The sequence below is a fragment of the uncultured Thermosynechococcus sp. genome (assembly GCF_938074695.1).
Classification (GTDB): domain Bacteria; phylum Cyanobacteriota; class Cyanobacteriia; order Thermosynechococcales; family Thermosynechococcaceae; genus Thermosynechococcus.
Genome location: NZ_CALJEM010000052.1, coordinates 1 through 14,854 on the forward strand (window position 1 = coordinate 1; position 14,854 = coordinate 14,854).

15 protein-coding genes are annotated in these 14,854 nt (G+C 55.8%); 11 read left to right on the forward strand and 4 right to left on the reverse strand.

The annotated features are described in order from the left end of the window. The first annotated feature begins 342 nt into the window (after window positions 1–342). The 9 genes from Q0683_RS07835 (at window position 343) to Q0683_RS07875 (ending at window position 9,719) form a co-directional block, all read left to right on the forward strand. Entirely contained in the window at window positions 343–504 is a 162-nt protein-coding gene (locus Q0683_RS07835) for a hypothetical protein (protein ID WP_298977157.1), read from the forward strand. Window positions 505–575: 71 nt separating this feature from the next. Further along, on the forward strand, window positions 576–3,143 hold the full coding sequence (gene leuS / locus Q0683_RS07840; RefSeq protein WP_298614957.1) for a leucine--tRNA ligase: 2,568 nt from the start codon (window positions 576–578) through the stop codon (window positions 3,141–3,143). 131 nt (window positions 3,144–3,274) lie between these two features. Then, window positions 3,275–3,481 (forward strand): DUF2839 domain-containing protein, encoded by a 207-nt coding sequence (locus Q0683_RS07845; protein WP_298614960.1) that lies wholly within the window; start codon window positions 3,275–3,277, stop codon window positions 3,479–3,481. Window positions 3,482–3,488: 7 nt separating this feature from the next. Continuing rightward, entirely contained in the window at window positions 3,489–4,736 is a 1,248-nt protein-coding gene (locus tag Q0683_RS07850) for a D-alanyl-D-alanine carboxypeptidase (protein ID WP_298614962.1), read from the forward strand. Window positions 4,737–4,739: 3 nt separating this feature from the next. Then, the gene (locus tag Q0683_RS07855) at window positions 4,740–6,371 is read left to right on the forward strand and encodes a helicase HerA domain-containing protein (RefSeq protein ID WP_298614964.1); all 1,632 of its coding nucleotides are present in this window, start codon (window positions 4,740–4,742) and stop codon (window positions 6,369–6,371) included. Window positions 6,372–6,422: 51 nt separating this feature from the next. Continuing rightward, complete coding sequence (locus tag Q0683_RS07860) at window positions 6,423–6,650, forward strand: ferredoxin family protein (protein WP_298977160.1); 228 nt, start codon at window positions 6,423–6,425, stop codon at window positions 6,648–6,650. Then, entirely contained in the window at window positions 6,647–7,780 is a 1,134-nt protein-coding gene (gene nagA / locus Q0683_RS07865; protein ID WP_298614968.1) for an N-acetylglucosamine-6-phosphate deacetylase, read from the forward strand. The genes Q0683_RS07860 and nagA overlap by 4 nt, the downstream gene beginning before the upstream one ends. Before the next feature lie 522 nt (window positions 7,781–8,302). Continuing rightward, on the forward strand, window positions 8,303–9,178 hold the full coding sequence (locus Q0683_RS07870; RefSeq protein WP_298614971.1) for a tetratricopeptide repeat protein: 876 nt from the start codon (window positions 8,303–8,305) through the stop codon (window positions 9,176–9,178). A 1-nt stretch (window position 9,179) separates the two neighbouring features. Further along, on the forward strand, window positions 9,180–9,719 hold the full coding sequence (locus Q0683_RS07875) for a GNAT family N-acetyltransferase (RefSeq protein ID WP_298614974.1): 540 nt from the start codon (window positions 9,180–9,182) through the stop codon (window positions 9,717–9,719). On the opposite strand, the gene recA is transcribed toward Q0683_RS07875, so the two are convergent. Further along, window positions 9,686–10,744, reverse strand: a complete 1,059-nt coding sequence (gene recA / locus Q0683_RS07880) for a recombinase RecA (protein ID WP_298614977.1) — start codon at window positions 10,742–10,744, stop codon at window positions 9,686–9,688. The genes Q0683_RS07875 and recA overlap by 34 nt on opposite strands. A 58-nt stretch (window positions 10,745–10,802) precedes the next feature. Then, a complete protein-coding gene (locus Q0683_RS07885) occupies window positions 10,803–11,579 on the reverse strand; it encodes a hypothetical protein (protein WP_298614979.1) in 777 nt (258 codons plus the stop codon). Between the two features lie 122 nt (window positions 11,580–11,701). On the opposite strand from Q0683_RS07885, the gene Q0683_RS07890 reads away from it, so the two are divergent. Together Q0683_RS07890 and Q0683_RS07895 are read left to right on the forward strand one after the other, a co-directional pair. Then, window positions 11,702–12,070, forward strand: coding sequence for a co-chaperone YbbN (locus Q0683_RS07890; protein WP_298614981.1), 369 nt, complete (start codon window positions 11,702–11,704; stop codon window positions 12,068–12,070). A gap of 14 nt (window positions 12,071–12,084) precedes the next feature. Beyond that, window positions 12,085–13,242 carry a DUF58 domain-containing protein gene (locus Q0683_RS07895; protein WP_298614984.1) on the forward strand — a complete coding sequence of 386 codons (1,158 nt, stop codon included), beginning with the start codon at window positions 12,085–12,087 and terminating at the stop codon, window positions 13,240–13,242. Window positions 13,243–13,245: 3 nt separating this feature from the next. On the opposite strand, the gene Q0683_RS07900 is transcribed toward Q0683_RS07895, so the two are convergent. Together Q0683_RS07900 and Q0683_RS07905 are read right to left on the reverse strand one after the other, a co-directional pair. Continuing rightward, entirely contained in the window at window positions 13,246–13,464 is a 219-nt protein-coding gene (locus tag Q0683_RS07900) for a CHAT domain-containing protein (protein ID WP_298614988.1), read from the reverse strand. Window positions 13,465–13,819: 355 nt separating this feature from the next. Beyond that, the coding region (locus Q0683_RS07905) for a DUF58 domain-containing protein (RefSeq protein WP_298977164.1) at window positions 13,820–14,854 on the reverse strand (1,035 nt) is incomplete at its 5' end.

The window sequence follows — 14,854 nt, forward strand, 5'->3', positions numbered from 1 at the left end:
TGTTGCCAGTGCTTTGGTGCTGGTGAATAGATTTGAAAAGCGCTGTCGGGCGGACAGTGCTGAAAATGCCCCTGGAGAGGTTCTGGCGGGGGTGTCCTTTGGGGCATCTAGCTAAGACTCTGTGAACGGGGAATCTCCCGCTATACGCTTTGGCGTTAGCGGGATGAGCGTCAATGACATGGCTAGAGCAATTTGTGTTTTACTGTAGTCGCCTTGTCCCCACATTCCCGGCAGAGGCGATCGCAGCGGGAATTCCTATCCCTCCTCAGCCACGATCAACCGCGGCGTAGTTGACGGAGAATTTCGCCAAAATTTCGGTGTCCATGGGCCATCAATTAAGGCGTGGAGCACATTCTCCTGCTAGAGGATGAAACAGAACTAGCCGCTCCCTTGGGTGAGATCCTGCGTCCAGAGGGGTCTCACATTCCCATTACCTATGATGGTGAAACGGCTCAAACCTACCGCCAAATGCAGCGCCCCTACCACCTGTTGATTTTGGACTGAACAGTGCCGCCGCCTCTTGGATGGCTAGGCTCTAGATACAATAGATAAGCTGTTCTTTCGGGAAAACTGTTGTGGACGATCGCTACGACCCCCAAGTGATTGAGGACAAGTGGCAACAGAAATGGGCTGCTGAAAAGCTGGACTGCACCGACACCGATCCGAGAAAGCCCAAATTTTATGCCCTCTCAATGTTTCCTTACCCCTCTGGAAACTTGCACATGGGGCACGTTCGCAACTACACAATTACCGATGTCATTGCCCGCTGCCGGCGAATGCAAGGCTATCGCGTTCTCCACCCGATGGGCTGGGATGCCTTTGGCCTGCCGGCAGAAAATGCCGCCATTGAACGGGGGATTCATCCTCGCGTCTGGACACAGCAAAACATTAGCCAAATGCGCCAAGAACTGCAACGTCTTGGTCTTTCCTACGACTGGGAGCGGGAAGTCACCACCTGTGATCCTGAGTACTATCGCTGGACGCAGTGGCTCTTTTTGGAATTCTTTGAGGCGGGGTTGGCCTACCAGAAGGAAGCGGCCGTAAATTGGGACCCGGTTGATCAAACCGTTTTGGCCAACGAACAGGTAGATAGCGAAGGGCGATCCTGGCGATCGGGCGCCCTAGTGGAACGGCGCCTTCTCAAGCAGTGGTTCCTCAAAATTACCGCCTACGCCGAGGAACTGTTGAATGACCTAGAACAACTGACGGGCTGGCCAGAGCGGGTGAAATTGATGCAGGCGAACTGGATTGGCAAGTCCAGTGGTGCCTACCTAGAGTTTCCCGTTGTCGGCAGGGAGGAGAAAATTGCCGTCTTTACCACCCGTCCCGATACCGTCTATGGGGTGACCTATGTGGTGCTGGCGCCAGAACATCCCCTCACCCTGAAGGTGACCACGAGCCGCCGCCGCAAAACCGTGGAGGCTTTTATTGCCAGTGTGCAGCAGGAAAGTGAACTGGAACGCACGGCGGGCGATCGCCCCAAACGCGGTGTGGCCACCGGGGGCAAAGCCCTAAATCCCTTTACCGGTGAAGAAATTCCCATCTGGATTGCCGACTATGTGCTTTACGAGTACGGCACCGGCGCTGTCATGGGCGTTCCGGCTCACGATGAGCGGGATTTTCAGTTTGCCAAAGCCCACAAGCTGCCCATTCGCCAAGTAATTATCCCCCCAACCGGTAAAGCCGGTGCCCGCCTCAAAGCTGCCTATACCGAAGCGGGAATTTTAATTAATAGTGGTCCATTCACGGGAATGGACGCCACCGCAGCCAAAACAGCAATTACCGACTACGCAACCGCCCAAGGCTGGGGACGAGAGCAAGTGCAGTATCGGCTGCGGGACTGGCTCATTTCCCGCCAGCGCTATTGGGGGGTACCCATTCCCATCATTCACTGTCCGCACTGTGGGGCGGTGCCTGTGCCGCGCTCCGAACTCCCCGTTCTGCTGCCGGAAGAGGTGGAGTTTACCGGTCGCGGGCCTTCTCCTTTGGCGAAACTTGCTGCATGGCGGGATGTCCCCTGCCCGAAGTGTGGTGCCCCTGCCCAGCGGGAAACCGATACCATGGATACCTTCATTGATTCCTCGTGGTACTACTTCCGCTATGCCGATGCTCGCAATAGTGAAGCCCCCTTTGACCCAGCGGCCATTAAAGACTGGCTACCGGTGGATCAGTACGTGGGGGGGATTGAGCACGCCATTCTTCACTTGCTCTACTCCCGCTTTTTCACCAAAGTGCTGCGCGATCGCCAGCTTGTCCATGTGAGTGAACCTTTTCAACGTCTCCTCACCCAAGGTATGGTACAGGGACGCACCTACAAAAACCCCCGCACCGGCAAATACGTGATTCCTAGCCAAATTGCCGATCTCAACTGTCCAACGGATCCAGAAACCGGTGAAGCGTTGGAAGTGGTCTATGAAAAAATGTCCAAATCCAAGTACAACGGCGTTGCCCCCGGCGATGTCATTCGGCAGTACGGCGCCGACACCGCACGGATGTTTATTCTTTTCAAAGCGCCGCCGGAAAAAGATCTAGAGTGGGACGATGCCGACGTTGAGGGGCAGTTTCGCTTTCTCAACCGCGTCTGGCGCCTTGTACAAACCTTTAAGGCCAAGGGCGGTCGCCTTGGCGTTCCCCTGCCCCCTACGCTGAGTAAGGAGGAGCGGGAACTGCGCCGGGCAGTACACACTGCCATTAAAGAAATCAGCGACGATCTTGAAGGTGACTATCAACTCAACACCGCCGTTGCCGAACTCATGAAACTCAGTAATGCCCTCGGCAGTGCCGACTGCTACACCTCCGGAGTTTATAGCGAAGGCATCCAAACCTTACTCACCCTACTTGCCCCCTTTGCCCCCCACATCAGCGAAGAACTCTGGCAACAACTGGGGGGCAGCGGCTCCATCCACCGCCAACCTTGGCCGAAGGCAGATCCGGCGGCACTGGTGGCCGAGGAGATTACGGTGGTCATTCAAGTGATGGGCAAAACTCGCGGCACATTGCAGGTTCCTGCCACGGCCAGTCAACCGGAGGTAGAGCAGGCAGTTCAGGCCTCCGATCTAGGTCAACGCTATTTGGCGGGCAAGAAGATCAAGAGGGTCATCTTTGTGCCGGGTAAACTCATTAACTTTGTTTTGGAGGCCTAAATAAAATTGCCGAAAAAAGCCGAAAAAATTGTCGGCAATGCGGCTCACCTCTTGCTAAGGTTTAAGGAATTTTGAGACGATAGGGGCATGTCCAATTGGGCAGCAGGATCTGGAATTGGGAGCGCTAAGTCATGGGTGAGGCAAAGCGGCGTAAGCAGACCTTGGGGGATACCTATGGTCAACCGAAGGGGGGCTGGCTCAAGAAGGAGCAACTGCTGCTGATTCAAAAGTGGGTGACCCGCGGCACCTGGGTGGGTATTGGCCTGCTGGTGGTGATTTGGCTGACGGTTCGCCTTATTGGCCCAAGTCTGGGATGGTGGCAACTGGCGGCAAATTAGGACGGAGATGTTAGAGCTTTTGGCAACGCTGGTATGGTACTGGGGGCAACCGCGGATGGAGAAACTCCAGTTACTGCTTTTTCCTCCGGAAGTGGCATTACATCAGTATCGGGATCGCTACCTAGCAACCCTAGCTCAGGCAGGGTTCTCCCCCCATCAACAGGGCATTTGGGTTCAAAGTACCCAACAACTCCTCGTGAACCACCAAGGGGATCGCCCCCTTTCTGCTGCCTCGGTCACTAAAATCGCCACCAGCCTTGCTGTCCTCGAGAAATACCCGTTTGACTATCGGTTCCTCACCCGCATTGGCACCACCGGCTCAATCCAAAAGGGCGTCCTCAGGGGAGATTTGATCTTAATTGGGGGCAATGATCCTCTCTTTGTCTGGGAGGAGGCGATCGCCATTGGCAATGCCCTCAACCACCTTGGAATTCGTCAAGTGCAGGGGAACTTAGTCGTTGTTCCGCCCTTGAGGATGAACTTTTCCCCTGACCCTGAAATGGCCGCCGCGCAATTCAAACTCGCCTTGGATCACCGCCGCTGGACACCGCAAATTGAAGCGGCCTACACGGACCACCTCAAGGGGCAACCCCGCCCCCAAGTGAAAATCCTAGGGGCAACTCGCTTCCAAAGCACCATCCCCGCTCAGGTCACCCTTCGCCTCGAGCATCGCTCCCTGCCCTTGGGGGAAATTGTGCGGCAAATGAATCTCTACAGTAACAATGAGATCGCAGAAACCCTAGCGGCAATGGCCGGGGGGGCTGCGGCAGTAGCTCAAGTGGCTGCCCGCAAAGCCAATGTGCCTCCCAGTGAGATTCAACTCATCAACGGCTCAGGTCTGGGGGAAGAGAATCGAATTTCTCCCCGCGCCGCCTGCGGCATGCTCTTGGCTCTTCAGGAGATGCTCGCCCAGAAAAACCATAGCCTAGCAGATGTCTTACCCATGGCCGGGCGCGATCGCGGAACGCTAGAGCACCGTCAACTGCCGGCAGCGACCCTAGCGAAAACCGGCTCTTTGTGGAATGTCAGCGCCCTTGTGGGCGTCTTGCCCACGGCCAAATACGGCACCGTGTGTTTTGCTCTCCTCAATCGCGGAGATAACCTGGAGGGGTTTCGGCGGCAGCAGGATCGCTATGTGCAACACCTGAGTCAGACCCTGCAGCCCAGTCCACAACCGGGTGCTGAATTCCAAAGCACAGCAACTGCATTCCACTTAGGGGATCCACAGCGCATTAAAGTTCTGGCAGTTGAATAGACAATGAGCGCTAAACAGATGGGAATTGTTGTCCAAGGCTCTCTCACCCAAGGCTTGGAAGTGCGCCTTAGTGGCAATGTCTCCGTCGAGGAACTGCGGGTGGGTCAGTTTTTGGTCATTCAGGGCCAGCGATCGCGCTTCTTTTGTCTGCTGACGGATGTTGTGCTGGGCACCGCTAATCCCCGCATTCTCTTAAATCCTCCGGCCCTTGAGGACACATTTTTGCAGGAGGTGCTGGCGGGAACAGGCACGTTTGCCACCTTGAGTGTGGCTCCCATGTTGATGATCCTCAACGATGGACAGGACTTACTGCCCGTAAAGACCATCCCTGCCCATTTCAGTCCCGTCTATGAGGCCAGTGAACGGGACTTTCGCGCCGTCTTTGGCTGGGAAGACGATCCGCAGCGGCGCAATTTTGCCATTGGCACCCCCCTGGATATGCAGGTACCCATTTGCTTAGATTTGGATCGCTTTGTGGAGCGCAGTAATGGCGTATTTGGCAAGTCGGGTACAGGAAAATCCTTTTTGACGCGGCTGTTGCTGTCGGGGATTATCCGCAAACAGGCGGCGGTGAACTTGATCTTTGACATGCACTCGGAGTATGGCTGGGAGGCGACCCGCGAAGGTAAGCAACTCAGCACTGTGAAGGGATTGCGGCAACTGTTTCCGCAGCAGGTGAAAATTTATACCCTTGACCCCGAATCCACACAGCGGCGAGGGGTGCGGGATGCTCAAGAACTCTACATCGGCTTTGATCAAATTGAGGTAGAAGACTTGGCGCTGGTGCAATCGGAGCTGAACCTCTCGGAGGCCAGCCTTGAAAATGCCATCATTTTGCGCAATGAGTTTGGCAAAACCTGGATTAGTCGCCTGCTGATGATGACTAATCAGGAGATTCAAGAATTTTGCGCAACCAAGATGGGCAGCATGCCCTCGATCATGGCCCTGCAACGGAAACTGACGCGGCTGGAACAACTCAAGTATCTGCGCAACACCTGTACCAAGAACTACATTGGCCAGATTTTGGAGACCCTTGCGGCCGGTCAACACGTGGTAATCGAGTTTGGCTCCCAAGCCAATCTGCTCTCCTATATGCTGGCAACGAATATAATTGCCCGCCGCATTCACCAGGCCTATGTGCAACAGTCGGAGGTGTTTTTACAAACCAAAAATCCCAGCGATCGCCCACGGCAACTGGTCATCACCATTGAAGAGGCCCATCGCTTTTTGGATCCCGCCACAGTGAAACAGACAATCTTTGGCACGATTGCCCGCGAAATGCGCAAATACTTTGTGACGCTTCTCGTGGTGGATCAGCGACCTTCGGGCATTGACAGCGAGATCATGTCGCAAATTGGCACCCGCATTACTGCTCTCCTCAACGACGAAAAGGACATTGAGGCAATCTTTACGGGCGTTGCAGGCGCACAGCAGTTGCGCTCGGTGTTGGCCAAGCTCGATTCTAAACAACAGGCGCTGGTGCTAGGTCATGCGGTGCCGATGCCGGTGGTGATCCAAACCCGCAGCTATGACGAAACCTTTTATGCCGAGATTGGCGATCGCGACTGGGAGGCATTACCCACCCCAATGTTACTGGAGGCCGCTCAAGCCGCCAAGTCAGATCTGGGGATCTAGCCTTGGGCTTTAGAATTGAGATCTGCATCTACTCTCAGTGAGGAGAACACTGTGGCCCACACCATTGTCACGAACGTTTGTGAAGGGGTTGCCGATTGCGTTGAAGCCTGTCCGGTGGCCTGTATTCATCCAGGGCCCGGCAAAAATACCAAGGGCACCGATTGGTACTGGATTGATTTTGCCACCTGTATTGACTGCGGCATTTGCCTGCAAGTGTGTCCTGTGGAGGGGGCGATTGTCCCTGAAGAACGACCCGATCTGCAAGCAACGCCGGCATGAGGGCGGTGCAATGGCTGGATCGCGTGCGACTGGCGGGCCGCGATCGCTGGGAACAGGTGCAACTCACCAATGGCAAGGTGACGGCGATCGGCAGCAACCTGATTCCCCCTGAGTGTCCTGACGTAGTGGACTTTGGTGGCGACTATCTCTCCCTGGGGGGCGTAGATCTGCAAATCAACGGTGCCTTGGGCATTCCCTTTCCTTGGTTAACAACCCCAGAGCCGCTGCAAAACATTGGCCGCTATCTGTGGCAGGCGGGGATTGATGCCTACGCACCAACAATTGTCACAGCTCCCCTGCAGGAAATGCAGACTGCCTTGGCCGTCATTCACCAGTACCGGCCAAATTCCCAGCCCCCTGAGGCTGAGATTGTGGGGGTGCATTTGGAGGGGCCTTTTCTCAATCCCCAAAAGCGCGGCGCCCATCCCCCAGCCCATCTCCAGCCCTTGACCCTAGAAAGTGTACAGGCTGTCCTCGGGGCGTTTACCCCAGCCGTGAAAATCCTGACGCTTGCCCCTGAATTGGATACAAAGGGTGAAGTGTTGCCCTACCTGAGGCAATTGGGAATTACCGTCAGTGTCGGTCACTCCATGGCCACGCTGGAGGAAGCCCAAGCGGCGTTTGCTGCCGGTGCAACCATGATTACCCATGCCTTTAATGCCATGCCTCCCCTGCATCATCGCGAGCCGGGGTTATTGGCGGCGGCCTTGACGGATCGGCGGGTTTGGTGCGGCGTCATTGGCGATGGCGTTCATGTCCATCCGCAAATGCTGAAGGTACTCTGGCAGTGCGCCGGCGATCGCCTGTTTTTGGTCAGTGATGCCTTGGCGCCCCTGGGCTTGGGGGATGGCATCTACCCCTGGGATCAGCGACACATTGCCGTGAAAAATGGCACGGCTCGTCTTGAGGATGGTACCCTCTGTGGCACAACGGTACCTCTTTTGGCCATGGTAGGACGCCTCGTGGATTGGGGGGTGTGCGACTTTGAAGCCGCGCTTGCCTTGGCGACACTGCACCCCCGCCGTGCCATTGGTTTGACAACAGAGTTCATCGGGCAGCCCGTAACTCATCTGTTGCGCTGGCGATCGCCCCACCACTACGAGCGCCTGCTGCCAGAATTAGCAAAATAACATCAGCAGCTGAAGTGCCTAAAACCCGTCGGATATTGGCAATGCGCCCATGCAACCGCGCCGGCCTCCTCCTCGCCTTCTCACGGTGGATTTTTCTTTGCCGACGGATCTATTCAGGTGGGCAAACCCCTGATTCTTGCGTAAAATCCGCCGGAGTCGCTCTGGGAGAGGGTTTGAGCATTTTTAGTGACCTCGCAGAAAATAATTTACCCCCCCTTGCAAAGGATCCCTCGGAACAGGGCGTTGCAATCCGCTCAGGGAGAGACTACATTAAAGATTCTTTTGCTTCCCTCCGGGGAAGCTGATTAAATGGAAACTACCACAGTAACGAGCCTAGCCTGTCCTTCAGGCCATCGCTCCTGAAAGGGAACTGTTTTTCCTTGAAACGGGAAAGCCAATCCTATGTCGGGAAATTACTTTAGGCTTTTGTACTCTAGCTAGGCTCCCTCAGGAGTGTCAAATACCGGCGGGGTATGGCAAACTAAAGAAGAATTCCCCTAGCTTCAAACCGGAAACTGCATCGTGCCCAAAACGCTTGCCCGTTTAACCCTGAGTCTGGGTCTTGTCCTCCTGAGTGGCAGCTTGGCAACGGCACAAGTGGTGTTACCGCGCACCCTTGAACTCAATGCCAAGGAAATGGAGCAAAATGGCTTTATCGTGGCGCAAGAAGCCCTGCAATTGGCACAGTTTCAGCAATTTCAAGAGGCTTTAGCGCGGGCAAAACTGGCAGTGCAGTTGGCTCCTCAAGCCCACGAAATTTGGGCATTGCTGGGGGGACTTTACCTTGCCGTGAACCAACCCCAGGAGGCGGTGCCGGCCCTAGAGCAGTCTTTGAAGCTGAATGATAAAAATCCCGCTGCCTACTTCAATTTAGGGTCTGCCTATTTTCGCCTAGGCCACTATGACGCAGCGGTACGGGTAATTGAACAGGGACTGGCACTGAAACCCGATGCCAAAGAGGAATGGTTTAACTTGGGCAACGCCTATTTGAAGCTGGGGCAAAAAGACTCAGCACTTGAGCAATATCGCCGCTCCCTGCGCTTGGATCGACAGTTTTGGCCAGCCTATACCAACATTGGCCTTGTGCTCTATGAACAGGGGAATATCCGCCAAGCCGCCAAGAACTGGGAGCAGGCGGCAAACATTGACCCCAAGGCGAGTGAACCCAAACTAGCACTGGCCACTGCTCTCCTGCGCCTGGGGAATGAAACACAGGCACTGCAACTGGCAGAGGAAGCCCTGCGCCTTGATAGCCGCTATGGCACGGTGGAGTTTCAGCGGGAAAACCTGTGGGGAGATCGCCTCGTGGCGGATACGCAAACCCTATTGGCCAAGCCCCCCTTGCGGGCACTGCTGACTCAGCTCCAACGCGACCAATCTGTTCTCACTCGCCCCTAGGATGATTGAGATTCGCGCCGCAGAGATCACCGATCTTCCCAGGGTCGCTCAGCTGGTGGCGCTGAGTTTTCACCCCGGCGGCGGTTGGCAAGCCCTTTGGCGCAGTTTTATCCAGTTGGGAATTGAGCAGGACTTGCGCGATCGCTGGCACAGAGAGCGTCCCCACTATCGTTGCTGGCTAGCGGTTCTGCCCAGGGAACCCTCTTCTTTCTGTGTGGGCAGTGTTGAAGTGCAGCTCCGTGAAATCCAAGGTCAGCCCCACCCCTATCTTTCCAATTTAGCTGTGCATCCAGACTACCGGCGGCGAGGGATTGGCCGGCGGCTCTTGCACACTGTTGAAGTCAGCCTTTGCCCCACTTACTCTCAGCTTTATCTTCACGTCCTTGCCCAAAATCAAGCAGCGCAGCAGTTATACGCCCGCTGTGGCTTTGTAGTGGTCGGAGAAAGCTCCACGTTTTGGGGAGGGCGCAAATTCCTCCTGCGCAAGTCCCTTGGGGGCGATCGCCCCTATTCCCCTTCAGCGATTTCATCGTGGGTATGAGCCACTCTATTGGCAGAGACAGCTACCCCTTGAGCTAGCTTTTGCCGCACCTGCTGCTCCACCTCCTGAGCAAAGGCGGGATTCTCCTCCATGTACTTAATGGTGTTTTCGCGCCCTTGGGCAAGATTTTCGCCGTTGTAGGAATACCAAGCCCCTTTACGGGTAATGACACCCGTTTCCTCGGCCATATCGAGAATGCAGCCGAGATTGGAAATCCCCTTACCAAAAATGATGTCAAACTCGGCGATGCGAAAGGGCGGCGCTACCTTATTCTTCGCCACCTTGACTTTGGCGCGAATCCCGAATTCCTCCGTTCCCTTCTTCAGGGTTTGCACCCGCCGAATATCCAGCCGCACCGAGGCATAGAACTTCAGCGCCGTTCCTCCCGTTGTCGTTTCCGGGTTACCGTAGGTGACGCCAATTTTTTGCCGTAACTGGTTCAGGAAAATTACGGTACAGCCCGTTTTACCGATATTGCCGGTGATTTTGCGCAGCGCTTGGCTCATCAGGCGGGCTTGGAGACCCACATGGTTGTCCCCCATCTCCCCTTCAATTTCCGCACGGGGTACTAGGGCCGCAACGGAGTCCACCACCACAATATCCACCGCCGTAGAGCGCACCAGTTGATCCACAATTTCTAAACCCGCTTCCCCGGTATCTGGCTGGGCAACCAGCAGATTTTCAATGTCCACGCCGAGGGCAGCCGCATAGGTGGGATCAAGAGCATGTTCGGCATCCACAAAGGCCGCTACCCCACCCGCTTTCTGGGCTTCCGCCACCGCATGGAGCGCCAGGGTGGTTTTCCCCGAGCTTTCAGGGCCATAAATTTCAATGATCCGTCCCTTTGGCAGGCCACCGCCTAGGGCAAGGTCAAGGGTCAGTGCCCCGCTGGAAATGGTCTCCACCTTCATGCGGGTGGCATCCCCAAGGCGCATAATGCTGCCTTTACCAAAGGTGCGCTCAATTTGGGAGACGGCAAGCTCAAGGGCTTTGCGCTTTTCGGGGGAAAGGGTGGTCTCACTCATAGGCGGCTGAAGAAGTTAGCACTTTTCTAGGTTAGCGGATTGGCGATGACATGGCAGGTTAGATCGGCTTGCGGCGCACAACAATGGCATTGTCCCCTACCACAGGATCGCGAACAAGCAAATGACCTGCGGTATCCACAACAATTACGGTCTGATACCCCAAGTCATGGGCAGTTTGCCAAAGGTTTTGCGCCAGTTGATCCTGTTTCTGGGGACTGAGATCGTACCAACCGTTGGCCAGCATCAGTTCTAGGCGCTGCTCGCCGGGGGTAAGCGTCAGGGTGGGATTCAGGGCATTGCTGTAGCGATCGCAGATGGCCAGCAATTGCTGGCGGACGGTGAGACTATCGCTGACGGGGGAGGAAGGAGCGATCGCCAGCGGGTTCGGCGTGGGCTTGGGAGGGGGTGGGATTGTTGCAGCCATTGGCGTGGGGGCGGGGCGGGGTTGTACAAGGACACTGGGCTGAGGACGCTTAATCTCGTTCAGCGTCGGACGGCTGGGAGCTTGAAACCAACTCAGGGGATTGAGCCAAAGTAAAATTAGGAATAGAGCAATGGCGAGCCCGGTCAATGTTGCGCGGTTATAACGCGCCTGTAAATGGTTCGGCAGCCGTTGCTGCACCCAGCCCATGCCCTGCCACCAGAGGGCTGCCCCTCGACTCGTCCATGACTGTTCGGGATTCAATTCCTGGGGGGCGATCGCCTGTTGGGTAGCCACTCCCTGTAGTTGTTCCGCAGCCTTTCTGGACAGGTTACTAATCCCCTCAAGGATGGCGATCGCTTCGCGCAATAGGAGGGGGAAAATTTTTTGCCAAAGGGTGGGCTTGGGGGTCATGGGGGATCGCCAATCATGGTCTGCGTTATTTTTAATCCTACGGCATCCTATCGCTGCAAATCCCTACTGCAAAACTGCCGCTGGCTGTTACCATGATCCCAAGACAAAACGAGATAACAAACGTGAAGGGCATTCAGAAACTTACTCTTGAAGGATTTCAGCGGCAAATTTACAGTGCTCCTGTGCCTGTGATTGTCCATTTCTGGGCCCCTTGGTGTGGCCTGTGCCGCCTCATTGATCCCCTGCTGGATCAACTGGAGCAATCACTGCCGCAACGGTTGCAAATTCTCAGGATCAATGCCGATGAGAATTTTGCCCTCAGTCGTCACTTTCAATTGAAAAGCTTGCCAACCCTTCTTTTTTTTGATCGCGGGGAATTGGTGCAGCGGTTTGATCCTGCCCTTGTCAAGGGGGACTTTCGACAGGCCTTGCAACAGCTGCTTGCCCACTCGTTTCCCAGCCTATTGCCCGCCGAGTTGCACCGCTCCTAAGACCAACCTTGCCAATGACCAAGCTGCGTCGCCTCAATCAGTTTTTAGAGGAACGCTGGGTAACCCCTGCCTACGCGGGGCTATTGCTTTTAGGCATGAATCTCTTTTTCTTTGCAGCAGCCATTAACTCGATGGCGGGTTGGCTATACGTGATTACGGGGATCATTGTTGGTCTGCTCTTGGTGGCTGCGATCCTGCCGCCTCGGTACTTGCGGGGATTGGTGGTGGAGCGAGCTAAGGCGGCTCCGGTGCATGCGGGCGATCGCCTGCGCCTTACGGTCTTTCTTACAAATGTCACCCAAAGCCCCCGCCATGACCTGCAAGTGATTGACCCTGTCCCCCGTGGCCTCTGGTCAGCCACGCAGCGGGAAGTCCCCCAAAAGGCCGTTGACGACCTGCAACCGCAGCAGACAGTCACGTGGCAGTACGATCTGATTCCACCGCGTCGCGGCATTTATGAGTGGCAACAGCTTTACCTGCGCACCGCTGCTCCCTTGGGACTCTTTTGGTGCCGTCGCTCGTTTACGGTGCCCCAGCAGGTGGTCGTTTATCCGCAGGTACTGCAACTGCAACAGTGTCCGTTGCTGGATCAACTGGGGCAAGAGATTTCCCAGGAGTGGCGCGATCGCCAGCATCATCTGCACGTTGCCCAAGAGGGGATCACCCGTGCCCTGCGTCCCTACCGCTGGGGAGACCCGTTGCGTTTGGTACATTGGCGCACCAGTGCCCGGTATGGCGAGCTGCGGGTACGCGAGTTTGACACCTTTAGCGGCGGCAATGCCGTGACCATTGCCTTGGATACCCGTGCCCCTTGGCAGAGCGAAGACTTTGAGCAGGCGGTGATTGCGGCAGCCAGTCTCTATCTTTACAGTTTGCAACAGCAAATTCCCGTGCAGTTTTGGAGTCCTGCCACGGGGATGCTCCACGGTCAATCAACAGTCCTGCGGGCACTGGCGGCGATCGCCCCCTGCGAAACCTATGCCGAGTATCCCATTGATTCCCTTGTCTGGCTCAGCGGTCAATGGCCTAGCCCTGAACCCCTGCCCCCTGGCAGTGTCACCGTACTTTGGGGAGAGCCGCCACGGCGTCCGCAGGGGGCAATTCTCTGGATTGATCGCGATCGCCCCCTGGGGATACAACTACAAACCGCGATCAATTACCCCTTGGCTTAAAGGCTAGGGAAGTGGGCGCCACTCACCACTACTGACAAACGCCGCCCAAAAATAGGGAATTTGCTTACTGGGGTCATTCATTAACTGCAACTGCGCCTGCCGTGGGGCTTCACTGCGTCCCTTGCCTGCTCCTAAATTTCGATAAAAGGCAACCATGAGTTCTTGGGTGGTGGTGTCATCCACCTTCCAGAGGGAACTCACTTGAGCAACGCCGCCGCGCATCCTACTGGACGGGAAGCGTCATTCCCTAGTTAGCGGCGGATGTGATATGGTTTTTCTAATCAAACATGGCACTATTGCCCGCTAGAAAAGACTTCTGGAGACCCGGACAGATATAAGACCTGCTTGGCAAGGTACAACCGACCCTGTAAGTCCTGACGTTACCCAATAAATGTAGGGAACGGTCAAAAATTCGACGCCGGGTAGTAGGTCAACTGCTGCAAGCACGCTTGCGGGCAACCTGTGGGCTGACGCAGGCCTCGACCCCTCTCCCCCTGGCAACACCAACGGGCGATCGCCCACCCCTACGGCTATTGCCGGAAAGGAGGGATACGAGCGTCATCGAGCCTAGCCAAACCTAGAGTTGGCCACGGGCCTTCAGCAACAGATAGCGATCCACGAGTCGTTCACTCATTTGATCGGCCGGCGCATCGAGCACAAGCACCCCCTGTTGTTCGAGGTGGGCAAAAGCACGCTGTCGCTGATGCAGCAGATCGAGGGCTACGGCCTGCTCATAGAGGCTGGCAACTTGCTCCCTGGGAGCCAATGACTGTGGCATCAAAGGGCGGTGGGCAAGGGCTTCAATGTGGCGATCGCGCAAAGCAACGCAGAGGGGTAAAAAACGGGGGGTGAGGCGAGCCATAGCCGCGAGCAGTTCTTGGGAAGCCACTTCATCAATCACTTCCGTGAGAACCACCACAAGGGCACGGCGGGTATAGTGTCCTAAAATCGCACTCACTGTTCCCACATAGTCGGATTCTTCAAATACCGGTTCACAGCGATAGACCTGATTGAGAATCCGCCCAAGATGCGAGTTGCCACTTTGGGGAGCAATCCAGATATGCAGTTGCTGATCAAAAATCCCCAAGCCCACCTTATCCCCCCGTCGTAAGCCCGTCAGAGCCAGTGCTAGTGCCGCGTTTAAGCCCCAGTCAAAGCGTTTCAAACCCGCTACAGTAGCAGTCATCATGCGTCCCCGATCCAAGAGAATGATTAGGGGTTGATCCCGTTCTGGCTCCATGGCACGCACCAGCGGTCGTCCTCGGCGGGCACTGGCTTTCCAATCCATGAGGCGCAGATCATCCCCCAAATGGTACTCCCGCAATTCCGCAAACTCGGTTCCCCCCAAGGCATAGCGTCGCCGCCGTAAGCTGCCACTGGACTCTAAACTGAGGCGAATCGAGAGGGATCGCAACCCGATCAAATCAGGATAGACCTCCACTTCAGTGACAAGCGGTGCAAACCAGCGTCGCCACGCCAACCCCCAAGAACTGCGCAGACGCACATCACAGCCTGACCATTGAAAGGCACCGCGTCGTGGTGGAAACACATGGTACACAAATTCCAAAGTACTCTGGGGAAGTGCCATAAAGGCAAAGTAGGGAGTATCGCC